Consider the following 12,992-nt stretch of genomic DNA (forward strand, 5'->3'; position numbering starts at 1 on the left):
ACCACGCTCCAAAGCAGAAGGTAACAAAATGGATAATATAATAGGCTTTGTATACCTAAACGTATGCGTATCTTACCTGGCTGTATTTCTTAAATCTTTCGAAATTCGTTCTTTGTTCTTGTTTAAAAAGCTCTTCCCCTTGTCTGAATCTCTCAAAATAGCCTGCCTTAACAGTATTCTATCACAAAATTACGCTAGATCGATAAAATGCTTTTATACTTTTCCTTGCATACTAATCGCTTTTTCATTTCTCCTATATATAAGGTAACCAGATTTTGGGTTGGCGATAGTTCTTATCCTCTGGATTGGACTGTTTGTCTTAATTATTCTGGGCGCGCGTTAGGGATAGAAGCAGAAAGCCCACAGGTAAGTGAAGTACAACGGGACTTAACGAGGACTTGTAGCGTATAGCCCGACTCCTTATATATACAAAGGCGATTATCCTTTTCGATAATCGCCTTTCTATATATAAGGAGGAACGCCAAAAAAAAACTACTTTTTCAGCTTTTCAGCTCTAGATTCCCAAGTCTCAGTTAGATTATCATAATCAACTGGTTTAGCCGGATTCTGATTTTGTAATCTTCCCGAATCGAAAGCCCGCACTAATATCGTTTCTATCAGGTAGTCTTCATTAACGTCGAAAGGCGCATACTTTGTTTTCAAATTGATGTCAAACATACTTGCCGCCGTATTAGACCAAAATGCTTTCCAACCACTTTTGAGATTTTTGACCAACTCATATGTTGTAGTGCCTGTTTGTCGATGAATCAATTTGACTAATATTTGGCCTTGTTTACGAGAAAGCTTTTTAAGTTTAGCTTCGAACTCATTACTCAAATAATTCTCTACTATCTTAAAGTATCTTTTTTTCTCCTTATTTGTTTTAAGGTTTGCCATTCCTTTATTAAGAATGGTTAATCTCTCAGACGCTAGTTTTGCATAAGGATAGGTTTTATACACTCGACTTTGTAGCAGTAAAAATTGCTTTCTTACATCGGGATCCATTTTTCCCTTATATATTAACACTTCGGGTAATTGAATAGTATCATTCAGTATCGATTCGTCATCTTCTAACTCATAACCCATCTTTGTAGTATCCTGAGGTATTACCTGTGCATTAACAGACAGGGTGGTAAATAAACAAAACAACAAAAATTTAATTAGCTTCATATAGGGAAATTTAATTGCCAAAATTATACATTATATACACAAGTGTAATGCCAAATTTATAATTTAGCAAAAAAATAATTTTATGAGCACTAAATCAATATTAAACAAGTCATCACTTGAGTTTTTAGAAAACTACCTTAATAATGCATCACCCACAGGTTATGAAAGTGGCGGGCAGAAATTATGGATGGAATACCTGAAACCTTATGTAGATACTTTTATAACGGATACTTATGGTTCTGCTGTTGGTATCATAAATCCAGATGCACCTTATAAGGTAGTGATTGAAGGTCATGCTGACGAAATTTCATGGTACGTTAATTATATTACGGATGATGGATTAATCTATGTGATTAGAAATGGTGGTTCAGATCACCAAATTGCACCTTCAAAACGCGTTAACATTCATACTAAAGCAGGAATCGTAAAAGGTGTTTTTGGCTGGCCGGCTATTCATACTCGTAATAGAGGAAAAGAAGAAGTTGCAAAAGTTGACAATTTATTCATTGACATTGGTTGTGAAACAAAAGAACAGGTAGATAACATGGGAGTTCATGTGGGTTGTGTGATTACATATCCTGATGAATTCATGATTTTGAACGAAAACAAATTTGTTTGTCGCGCCATTGATAACCGTATGGGAGGATTTATGATTGCCGAAGTAGCTCGATTGCTTCACGAAAACAAAATAAAACTTCCTTTCGGATTGTATATCACTAATTCAGTTCAGGAAGAGGTAGGCCTTCGTGGTGCCGAAATGATTACCAAAACCATCAAGCCTAATGTTGCGATTGTCACTGATGTTTGCCATGACTCCACTACTCCAATGATCGATAAGAAAATTGAAGGAGATACAAAAATTGGTAAAGGTCCTGTAGTTACTTATGCACCTGCTGTTCAGAATAATTTGAGAGAATTGATTTTAGACACTGCTATTGCAAATGACATTCCGTTCCAAAGATTGGCTTCGTCACGTGTTACGGGTACCGATACCGATGCTTTTGCGTATAGTAACGGAGGTGTTGCCTCAGCTTTGATATCCTTGCCATTGCGTTACATGCATACCACGGTTGAAATGGTACATCGTGATGACGTTGAAAACGTGATTAAATTAATTTACGAAACCTTGTTGAAATTAGAAAACGAAGAAACATTCTCTTATTTCAAATAGCTTTTGGAGCTAATCCCTCTATCCGTTATAATCTTTTCCTTTTTGGCAGCAAAAAGGAAAGGATCACCACTTCAAACGAGGTTCACTGAACTCCGCTAAAAGTAGAAACAAAGTGAAGTAATCGGGGCTAAAAACCGCAATTCAAAATTATGAATTGCGGTTTTTTTGTTAACTTTACTCAAACAATTCTTAAAAATGCAATTAACCGCCACATCAATTGAAGCTTATTTAGAAGAAATTCCAAAGGAGAGAAAAGAAGCTTTCACAAAACTAAGAGAGATTATTCTAGAAAATATTCCAAAAGGATTTGCTGAACAAATGTCTTACGGTATGATTGGTTATGTTGTGCCACATTCCATCTATCCTGGCGGTTATCATTGTGAACCAAAACTTCCTTTACCTTTTATAGGTATTGCATCACAGAAAAATTACTTCGCGCTCTACCACATGGGAGTTTATGCTCACCCGGAATTACTGAATTGGTTTGTTGGGGAATATCCAAAACACAGTAAACAAAAATTAGACAAGGGAAAAAGCTGCATCCGCTTTAAGAAGATAGATCAAATCCCTTTTGAATTAATTGCTGAACTCGTGCAAAAAATAGCAGTAGAAGAATGGATAGCTTGTTATGAATCATCATTCAAAAAATAAAAAACCGCAATTCAAAATTTTGAATTGCGGTTTCTATTTACCCATATGCCAAATGTCCTATTTGATCGCTAGATATTCCAAAACATTTTTCACTATTCTTTCATCTATATTGGTGATATCTGCTTTTACAAATTTCTCTCCTAAAATATTTTCGTATAATTCAATATATCTTTCAGAAACAGTTTCTATGAATTCATCTGTCATATTAGGAATTTGTTGCCCTTCCAGACCTTGAAAACCATTTTCGATTAACCAACGACGAACAAACTCTTTCGATAATTGTTTTTGTTCTTCACCGCTGTTTTGACGTTCCTGGTATCCTTCGGCGTAAAAATAACGAGAAGAATCCGGTGTGTGAATTTCGTCAATCAAGACAATAACCCCTTCTTTAGTTTTTCCAAATTCATATTTAGTATCGACCAAAATCAAACCACGACTAGCAGCAATTTCAGTTCCTCTTTGAAACAAATCTCTTGTGAATTTTTCTAAAACAAGGTAATCTTCTTCAGAAACAATTCCTTTCGATAAAATATCCTCACGAGAAATATCAGCATCGTGCTCTCCGTTATCCTCTTTGGTTGTCGGCGTAATAATAGGTTCTGGGAATTTATCATTTTCTTTCAAATAATCTGGCATTTTCACGCCGCATATTTCTCTTTTGCCAAGAGCGTATTCACGAGCAGCATGTCCCGAAAGATAGCCTCTGATTACCATTTCTACTTTGAAAGGCTCACATAAATGCCCCACGGCTACATTAGGATCAGGAGTTGCAATTAACCAATTAGGTACAATATCCTGCGTCAATTCCATGAATTTAGTTGCAATCTGGTTTAGAATTTGACCTTTGTATGGAATTCCTTTTGGCAAAACTACATCAAAAGCCGAAAGCCTGTCTGTAGCTACCATGACCAGAAGTTCATCATTGATATTATACACTTCTCTTACTTTACCGCGGTAAACAGATTTCTGGTTTGGAAAATTAAAATCAGTAGTTGTGATGGTGTTGCTCATTATGTTAGTTGTGTGTGTTTATTTTTGTTCCTGCAAATTTAAAACTATTTCATAGAGTTTCGCAAAGAAGCTAACTCTTAAATTTCATTTTTAGCTGTAAAGTTATTTTTTAAGCAACGTTTCGTTGAATAAGTCTAAGATTCGGCTGTATTCGTCAATCCAAGAATAAGTTTCTTTAAAACCGTGTGCCTCCACTGGAAAACTGGACAAACTCCATTTTTTCTTCCCTAATTCGATAAAACGCTGAGACAAACGAACAATATCTTTGTACTCTACATTGTCATCTACCATTCCGTGAAGCATCAATAAATCGCCTTGTAAATTATCTGCAAAATAGATTGGAGAACTTTTTTTGTAGGCGTCCGGATCTGTTTCTGGGAAATTAAGAATATTTCCAGTATAACCATGATTGTAATGCGCCCAATCAGTTACAGAACGCAAAGCAGCACCCGAAGCAAACTCTTTTGGAGTTGTCAACATTCCCATCAACGTGATGAAACCTCCGTAAGAACCGCCATAAATTCCAACTCTTGACGCGTCAATTCCATGATTTTCGACTAGATATTTCTTGCCGTCAATTTGATCCGTTAAATCTTTTCCACCCATAAAACGGTAAATTCCTGTTCTAAAATCTCGTCCATATCCATCACTTCCCCTGTAATCAATATCTAAAACGGTATAACCTAAATCGACTAATAAATTATGAAACATATATTCTCTGTGATACGTACTCCAATAGTTATGTGCGTTCTGCAAGTAACCCGCTCCATGAACAAATAAAATCGCTGCTTTATTAGCATTCGCATTTTGTGGTTTGTACAATCTGGCATTTACAGGAGTTCCATCCTGTGCTTTGAAAGTAATAACTTCCGGTTCACGCCAAGAATATCCTTTAAAACTTTCAGTTGTTGAAGCCGTTATCTGATTTAAGTTGGTATTCATTTTATTTGGTGCTACAAACAATTCCCATGGTTTGTTTTTATACGAATAACGAACTAATAGGGTACTTTCATCTGGAGACAAACTCACTTCATGAGCGCCATCTTTAGTTAAAATGGGTTGCAAAACGGCATTTGCAAAGTTTAATTTATAAAAGTTTCTGTTTCCCGGATGAGTAGTTGTTGTGGTTAAATAAAAAGACTTTTTATCTTTTGCCAAACTTACGTTGCGCACTTCCCAATTTCCTTTGGTCAACTGTGTTTTCTTTTTTGACTTTAAATTATAAGTGTATAAATGAGAATAACCCGTTTCTTCTGATTGGAAAAAAATAGTTTCATTATCTCCCAAAAATCCAAGTGTACCTCGTGCGTAAGAATTAGAAGGGATTCCAGGTCCTCCTATCCAAGCTTCATCATGTTGATGATCTAATTCTTGAAAAGTTCCATTTTTTAAATTTAAACTAACAATCCATCGGTCTTTATTGTCCTGACTTCTTATTTCACTAATTGCATATGAACCGTTTTCATTATAAACAGGTTCTTGAACTACAATTAGTTTGTCCTTTTTTGCTGCAGTTTTTGATTTTTCATACAACTCAAAATATTTAGGAACATCCTGAATGTAACTCAACGATGAAAAATTTACAAAATAAACAGAATCTTTGGCGATGTTATAAATCCCGAATTTAGTAGCCAATACATTATCTACTGAAACTTTTTCTTTCGTTTCTTCAATTTGGTTATAACCATCGGATGTTATAAAAAGTTCCATTTTTTCACTTTTTCGTTCTGAATCTTCAATTAATCTGAAGGTGGAAAAGTTTCCTTTTGGATCCACTTTCAAACTTCCAAAGGTATTTTTTCCATAAAAATAGGGCTTTGGAAAATCAGATTTTGTAGCTTTTGATTTTGCCAAATTCCATTTTTTAAGTGCTTCTTGATCTCTGACGAATTGAAACAATTCCTCTTGTTGGTTTTTCAAAAAAGACTCTTTATCTGTGGTTTTCTCATCCGATTTTCCTTTACGAAAGTTTGTGATTTGAATAATGGACCCTTCATTGGTATTGAACTGAAAAAGATTTTCATTTTGTCTGAAATAAAGCACTCCTGGCACAACACCCATTTGTAAATTAGCAATCGGACTACTTTGCTGATAGAGTTTTTTTGAGGTTTTACTTTTCAAGGAATACGAAAATAGTCTTCCTTTATCGATGTAATAATACAAATCGGGATTGGTAGTTTTTTTGAAATCTAATTTCGAAAAAGCAGCTTCATTTGGTGATGCCAATTCAAGTTTTGATAATCCGTTTTTCCAAAAATAAGTACTAGTTCCCAATTCATTATTTGGATTCCAATCAAAATACACTTTTTGTCCATCTAAAGACCATCTTTCGTTTTCTGGAGAAACTCCAATGAAAGCATTTCCTTTCATGATTTCTTCGAGTTTTAGCGATTGACTTTGAGCTGAAATTGAAAAAAGAATAGCGATGATAACAGTAATTATTTTATTCATTTGTTTAATTTGTTTTAAAATAGGTTTATTTGGGTTTTGCATAGATATTAAAGAATTAAAATTTTGCTTTTAAGGCATTTGATTCATACGATCTTAAAAAAAATGATATTGTAGCTTCAAAAAAATCGATACTTTCTTGAAAAACTCAAAAATACTTATTGCGATGAATCTTGCTAAATGCTTTCCGCTTATAGTTTAACAACACATTTTGCTCAAGCAACACAATCAAAACAGTTTAGTGTTTATTAAAATGTTTTTTTAACTATCTACTCCTAACCGTGTAGCTAACTATTTTTTTATGGCAATACTACGATAGCAGTATAAGTCAAAAATTAAAAATCGGTATTTTTAACTTCTTTTATTTAGTTAAAGATTTTTACAGCAATGGTTATAAATAAAACTTAAGCGGTCTATCAATAAATTAAGTTTTAATTTAAATTAAATTTTACAATTTATCAAGTTTTTATTATATTAGTAAAAAATTTAAATATATCATATGAAATCATTTGTTTTAAAGTGGTATCCAATAATATTAGCGTTCATTTGCATGTTATATTCAATTGGGTTAGGATTAGCCGGAAGGCAAGAAGAAGCTTTATATTCGGCTCATTGGCCAGGAACAATTTTATTATTCGCAATAGCAATCCGTCAAAGAAGAAAACCATGAGTATCAGTTTTTTTATTATTGGAGGCATAATTTTTTTAATTTATATGTGCCTAACGTTTTGGAACATTTTTTATTCGAATAAAAAACAAAGGGAAGAAAATTATCCCAATTTAAACGATAAAATTGTTGAGGACAAAAATGAAAATATTTAATTATTAGGTGTAAAAGAAAGTCATACTTTTATTTTATCTAGTTTCAATATTATTCATTCTTAATGTAAGTAAGACTTGGGAATATATCAATTTTAAAGACCATTTCTATCTACTTTACATCGCCTAAAAATATCACTATTTAATTTAAATTTATTTGAAAGGGTAACAAATTAACTTCATTAATTCAGCTTTTTATGCAAGAATTAATGAAGTTTTTTGTGTTTTTTAATTCAAATTTTAAACTTGATAATAAGTGCTGTAAAGTACTATTTGTTTATTACATCCCAGCAACTTACCTAAAATTAAGACATCTGATTGTCGATGTAACCATAATTCTAATCGTTATTTTCAATCATTTTATAGGCATCAATTACTTTTTTGACTAATCTATGTCGAACAATATCTTTGTCATCCAGATAAATAATTCCTATTCCATCAATATCTTTTAAAACCAATAAAGCTTCTTTTAGTCCAGATATGGTTCTTCGTGGTAAATCAACTTGTCCTGGATCACCAGTAATCATAAACTTAGCACTCTTCCCCATGCGGGTTAAAAACATTTTCATTTGAGAATGCGTCGTATTTTGCGCTTCATCTAAAATAACAAAAGCATTATCAAGCGTTCTACCGCGCATGAATGCTAGTGGAGCTATCTGAATAATTCCCTTCAAAATGTAATCTTCTAATTTTTCATTGGGTAACATATCACGCAAAGCATCGTAAAGGGGTTGCATATACGGATCTAACTTTTCCTTCATATCTCCAGGTAAAAAACCTAAATTCTCCCCTGCTTCTACAGCTGGACGAGTCAATATGATGCGTTTAACTTGTTTTTCTTTTAAAGCTTTAACAGCCATAGCAACTCCAGTATATGTTTTTCCGGTTCCTGCAGGACCAACAGCAAATACCATATCATTTTTTTCCATGGTATCAACCAGTAATTGCTGATTGGGAGTCATCGGTTTGATGATCTTCCCACCTACTCCATGTACTAAAATTTTATCGTGATCGCCCATTCTCTCAACCTGTTTACCATCACTTAAAATTACACGTTCTATAACATTATTATCTATAGTGTTATAACGAGTAAAATGAAGCATTAACCGTTGAAAACGTTTTTCAAACTCGTCTAAAACCTCTTTTTCTCCAAAAGCTTTTATTGTAGTTCCCCGAGCTACAATTTTTAATTTGGGATAGTATTTTTTAATTGTTTCAAGATGAGTGTCTTGAGCGCCCCAAAAGTCTTTTGGAGCGATGTCTATGAGCTCAATTATTCTTTCGTTCAAATGATACTATTTTTAGTGTTTTTAATTTAAAGTTAATCTCAATCCAATTCCGCTTGAATTGGTAATTAGATCCAGTCTTGGTTCATTGAATTGTTTGTATCCTGTTGCATTTTGATTGTTATAATCCGTAACTACATTTTTAATTTTATTAGAAAAACCAATTTTTACCGGAATGGCTATTATAATTGCTGCAATACCAATATAAGTAAATATTGATGGATAATTGTTTTTCTCATCCTGAAGAGCATATTGCCCACCTCCAATTGGTGTTGCTGATATTCCAGATGCAGTAACTCCTTGAATTAAATCAGCAGTCAAAAATCCAAGACCACTAATAATCAAAATGTTTCCAAGTGTTTTTTTAGATCTACCATCATTGTAACTGGCAAGTAATTGTTGATTGTCTTTTAACAATTCTCTCACTTGATTGGTAGAAATTTTTTGGCTTTTAGAATCTAAAATATTTCCGTTTGACTTGTAAACTAGTTTTTGTGAATGCGATTGTAAGCAACCAAAGAAGAAAAAAAGAAGAAAAAATAAAGATTTGATCATGTATTAGTTTTAAATTCAAATTAAAATTCTAATTAATTAAAGCCGAAAATACTTTAGCTTTGCGTATCTCAAATTTAATGAAAATTAGGTTCATAAAACACCAATAGTTATAAACAAATTTATGTCAATAATTACCCTTACTTCCGATTATGGCTTGAAAGACCACTTTGTAGGTGCGCTAAAAGGAAAGATTTTATCTGAGTATTCCGAAGCTAAAATAATTGACATTTCACACGAAATAGATCCATTCAACACAGTAGAAGCAAATTACATAATTGGTGCATCATATTCTAGTTTTCCAAAAGGTACCGTACATCTTGTAGGAGTTGATATGGAATCTAATAAAGAGAATCAACATATTGTCATGCAATGGAACGATCATTATTTTATTGCTGCTGATAATGGCATTTTAAGCATGCTGTCGCAAAAAATTGTCCCACAAAAGATCGTTGCTATTACAATTCATGACCGTTTACCAAATGAAGCAACTGATCTCGATGTCTTTGTAAAGGTAGCCTGTCATCTAGCCAAAGGTGGTTTAATGAATGTTATTGGTAGAGAAATTAATACAATCAAGAAAGTCACAAATTTGCAAGCTACGCTATCAGATGATGGCAGTTCGCTCAAAGGAAATGTGATTTATATTGATCATTTTGGAAATGTCGTGACTAATATTTCCAAAAAATATTTCATTGAAGTGGCCAAAGGAAGACCTTACGAAATTGTTTTGAAAACCAAAAATATCAAAACAATTTTACCCAACTACTCTGCCATTGCAAGTTCTGATAAATATCCGATCAAATCATATGAAGGAGAAAAATTAGCCATTTTCAACGAAGCTGGTTTTCTGGAGATTGCCATTTTTAGAAGTAATCCATCCAAAGTAGGATCTGCGAATAGTTTACTTGGATTGAATTATAGAGATATAATAAATATAGTATTTAGGTAGCTGTGTTCAGTAACCAGTTTAAAAATCATAAATCGTTAATCTAAAATCATAAATCCCAAATGTTTGTACGCATAGTAAAATTAAGTTTTCACCAGGAACATATTCCTGCATTTATAGAAAACTTTGAGTTGATGAAAGATAAAATACGAAATGCACCCGGAAATCGTTTCTTAGAATTGTATCAAGACAAAAACAATAGTAGCATTTTCTTTACTTACAGCTACTGGGAAACCGAAGCTGATTTAGAAAATTACAGAAATTCCGAACTTTTTTACGATGTTTGGACATTCACAAAGAAATTATTCAATGACAAACCAGAAGCTTGGAGTGTGGATAAGTTAGTTACTTTGGTTTAAAGTTTTTTAGTTTAAAGTTGAGCAACTTTAAACTTTAAACCTTAAACTTTTAAACAAAAAATAAATGAAATCAATAGTTTTACGAGAGATAAAATCCTTTTTTGGTTCGCCAATAGGCTACTTAGTTATCGCCATTTTTCTAATTATCAACGGACTGTTCCTTTGGATTTTCGAAGGAGAGTATAATATTTTAAATACCGGTTTTGCAGATTTAACTCCATTTTTTACCTTGGCGCCTTGGATTTTGATATTCTTAATTCCTGCAGTGACGATGCGCAGTTTTTCGGATGAGAAAAAACAAGGAACATTAGAATTATTGCTTACCAAACCACTGAGTATTTGGCAAATTGTAAACGGAAAATTTCTTGGCGCTTTGCTTTTAATTGTAATGGCCATTATTCCAACCTTCATTTATGTTGCCGTTATTTCTAGTTTAGGAATGCCAGAAGGCAATATCGATATGGGAAGCACAATTGGTTCTTATTTTGGATTATTGTTCTTGATAGCTGCGTATTCAGCCATAGGAATATTTACATCAACCTTGTCTGATAACCAAATTGTAGCTTTTATTGTCGCTGTATTTTTATGTTTTTTCTTCTATTTTGGATTTGAAGGTTTAGCAACTGTTGTTCCAAAAATGTCGACCATAATTGCTTCATTAGGAATGCAAGATCATTTCAAGAGCATGAGCCGAGGCGTATTAGACACAAGAGATATTCTTTATTTTTCGAGCATAACCGTTGTCTTTCTATCCTTTACTGTTTATAAATTAAAATCTTTCAAATCGTAATGACTACTTCTAAGAAAAATAACCTAAAATCAATATTGATTATCCTTGCTGTTGTAGTGGTTGCGAATGTGATAGGAAGTTCCTTTTTTCATCGTTTTGATCTAACAAAAGATAAAAGATATACGCTTTCACTTACTTCTTTAAATATCATCAAGCAAGTTCAAAATCCGTTGTCTATAAAAGTATACATGCAAGGTGATTTGCCGGCTGAATTCAAACGTTTACAACAAGAAACGAAACAATTACTAGAAGAATTTCAAGCATACAACTCCAATATTGTTTTTGAATTCGTAGATCCTTTGGAGAATGAGGACGCCAGCATGGACAATATTAAAGACTTGTATCGAAAAGGGCTTACACCAATAAACATAACCGTTGACGACAAAGGAAAGCAATCCCAAGCGATGGTTTTTCCTTGGGCGATAGCCGTTTACGACAACAAGGTAGTAAATATTCCATTATTGAAAAATATTATGGGCTCGTCAACTACCCAGAAAGTAATTGGTTCCGTTCAGCATTTGGAATATTCCATTGCCGAAGCGTTGAATAAGATTACTAAAGCCAAACAAAAGAAAATCGCTGTTATAAAAGGAAACGGTGAATTGCAGGATATTTTGATGGCTAAATTTCTTTTGCAAGTTCGCGAAAGTTATTTTATCGGGCCTTTTACTTTAGATTCGGTTGCAAAAAATCCTATTGCCAGTTTGCAAGCTTTAGAGAAATATGACTTAGCTGTAATTGCTAAACCTAATGAAACGTTTACCGATGCTGAGAAACAAGTTTTAGATCAGTTTATCATGAACGGCGGGAAAACATTATGGCTGATAGACCAAGTCTCAGCAGAAATGGACAGTTTATACAATCCTTCTGGATCTACTTTGGCGTATCCACGAGATTTAAACTTGAATGATATGTTTTTTAAATACGGCATTCGAATGAACCCTGATTTAGTAAAAGATGAACAAGGAAGTCCCATAAAACTAGCCACCGGAGAACAAGGAAGTGCAACACAATTTCAAGAATTTAATTGGAAATTTGCGCCCCAAGTGTATCCAAATAGTTTGCATCCTATTGTGAAAAATTTAGGAGGAATCAAATTTGATTTTGCAAATCCTATCGATACCTTAAAAAACGGAATTAAGAAAACCATACTGTTGGAATCCTCACAATATTCAAAAAAAATGGGAACCCCAACAACGATAAATCTAAATATAGTTGCCGAAAAAACTTCGCCAAACGATTATTTAAACACAGGAAAGATTCCATTATCGGTTTTATTGGAAGGATCATTTCATTCCATGTTTGAAAACAGAGTTCTACCCTTTGAACAAAACACGTTTAAAGCAATAGGACAAAAAAACAAGATGATTGTGATTTCTGATGGTGATTTAATAAAAAACCAATTGGATAAAAACTTCCAACCCATAGAATTGGGCTACGATCAAAGGTCTGGAAATTTGTATGATAATAAAGATTTTCTCATAAATTGCATCAATTATCTATTGGATGACACGGGACTTATTAACATTCGAAGTAAAGATCTTGATTTACCTTTATTGGATAAAGAAAAAGTTTATGAAAACTATACTCGAAAACAAATCCTAACTATCGGACTTCCAATTCTAATTTTAGTCCTTTTTGGTATCCTATTTACTTTCCTACGTAAAAGAAAATATAGCAAATAGATGTTAATAAAAAAGTTTCCAAACTAGAATAGTTTACGATATATTTGTATCCTATATCGTGTTTCGAAATAAAAGGAATACCATAAAAAATAAAACAAAAC

General features: G+C 33.1%; 11 protein-coding genes. 6 read left to right on the forward strand and 5 right to left on the reverse strand.

All coding sequences use genetic code 11. From position 1 onward, the window contains the following. Nucleotides 1–492: 492 nt before the first annotated feature. Entirely contained in the window at nt 493–1,170 is a 678-nt protein-coding gene (locus ACNQGO_RS14815) for a DUF4294 domain-containing protein (RefSeq protein ID WP_417985752.1), read from the reverse strand. 82 nt (nt 1,171–1,252) lie between these two features. On the opposite strand from ACNQGO_RS14815, the gene ACNQGO_RS14820 reads away from it, so the two are divergent. Further along, nucleotides 1,253–2,341, forward strand: a complete 1,089-nt coding sequence (locus ACNQGO_RS14820; protein WP_417985753.1) for a M42 family metallopeptidase — start codon at nt 1,253–1,255, stop codon at nt 2,339–2,341. Nucleotides 2,342–2,536: 195 nt separating this feature from the next. Further along, nucleotides 2,537–2,992 carry a DUF1801 domain-containing protein gene (locus ACNQGO_RS14825; RefSeq protein WP_417947981.1) on the forward strand — a complete coding sequence of 152 codons (456 nt, stop codon included), beginning with the start codon at nt 2,537–2,539 and terminating at the stop codon, nt 2,990–2,992. Between the two features lie 57 nt (nt 2,993–3,049). Here the strand turns inward: ACNQGO_RS14825 and ACNQGO_RS14830 are convergent, their stop codons facing one another. The 4 genes from ACNQGO_RS14830 to ACNQGO_RS14845 form a co-directional block, all read right to left on the reverse strand. Then, complete coding sequence (locus ACNQGO_RS14830; RefSeq protein WP_417985754.1) at nt 3,050–4,003, reverse strand: phosphoribosylaminoimidazolesuccinocarboxamide synthase; 954 nt, start codon at nt 4,001–4,003, stop codon at nt 3,050–3,052. A gap of 102 nt (nt 4,004–4,105) precedes the next feature. Beyond that, nucleotides 4,106–6,454 (reverse strand): S9 family peptidase, encoded by a 2,349-nt coding sequence (locus ACNQGO_RS14835; RefSeq protein ID WP_417985755.1) that lies wholly within the window; start codon nt 6,452–6,454, stop codon nt 4,106–4,108. 1,154 nt (nt 6,455–7,608) lie between these two features. Further along, on the reverse strand, nt 7,609–8,559 hold the full coding sequence (locus ACNQGO_RS14840) for a PhoH family protein (RefSeq protein ID WP_417985756.1): 951 nt from the start codon (nt 8,557–8,559) through the stop codon (nt 7,609–7,611). A 21-nt stretch (nt 8,560–8,580) separates the two neighbouring features. Next, nucleotides 8,581–9,111, reverse strand: a complete 531-nt coding sequence (locus ACNQGO_RS14845) for a hypothetical protein (protein ID WP_417985757.1) — start codon at nt 9,109–9,111, stop codon at nt 8,581–8,583. Between the two features lie 121 nt (nt 9,112–9,232). Between ACNQGO_RS14845 and ACNQGO_RS14850 the strand changes: the two genes are divergently transcribed. From ACNQGO_RS14850 to gldG, 4 genes are all read left to right on the forward strand, one after another. After that, nucleotides 9,233–10,060: an SAM hydrolase/SAM-dependent halogenase family protein gene (locus ACNQGO_RS14850; RefSeq protein ID WP_417985758.1), complete on the forward strand. Its 828-nt coding sequence runs from the start codon at nt 9,233–9,235 to the stop codon at nt 10,058–10,060. A 59-nt stretch (nt 10,061–10,119) separates the two neighbouring features. Further along, complete coding sequence (locus ACNQGO_RS14855) at nt 10,120–10,416, forward strand: putative quinol monooxygenase (protein WP_417985759.1); 297 nt, start codon at nt 10,120–10,122, stop codon at nt 10,414–10,416. A gap of 64 nt (nt 10,417–10,480) precedes the next feature. Further along, a complete protein-coding gene (gldF, locus tag ACNQGO_RS14860) occupies nt 10,481–11,206 on the forward strand; it encodes a gliding motility-associated ABC transporter permease subunit GldF (protein ID WP_417985760.1) in 726 nt (241 codons plus the stop codon). Then, nucleotides 11,206–12,891, forward strand: coding sequence for a gliding motility-associated ABC transporter substrate-binding protein GldG (gldG, locus tag ACNQGO_RS14865; protein ID WP_417985761.1), 1,686 nt, complete (start codon nt 11,206–11,208; stop codon nt 12,889–12,891). Before gldF ends, gldG begins: the two co-directional genes overlap by 1 nt. Nucleotides 12,892–12,992: the final 101 nt, after the last annotated feature.

Source organism: Flavobacterium frigidum (genome assembly GCF_048286735.1).
Taxonomy (GTDB): domain Bacteria; phylum Bacteroidota; class Bacteroidia; order Flavobacteriales; family Flavobacteriaceae; genus Flavobacterium.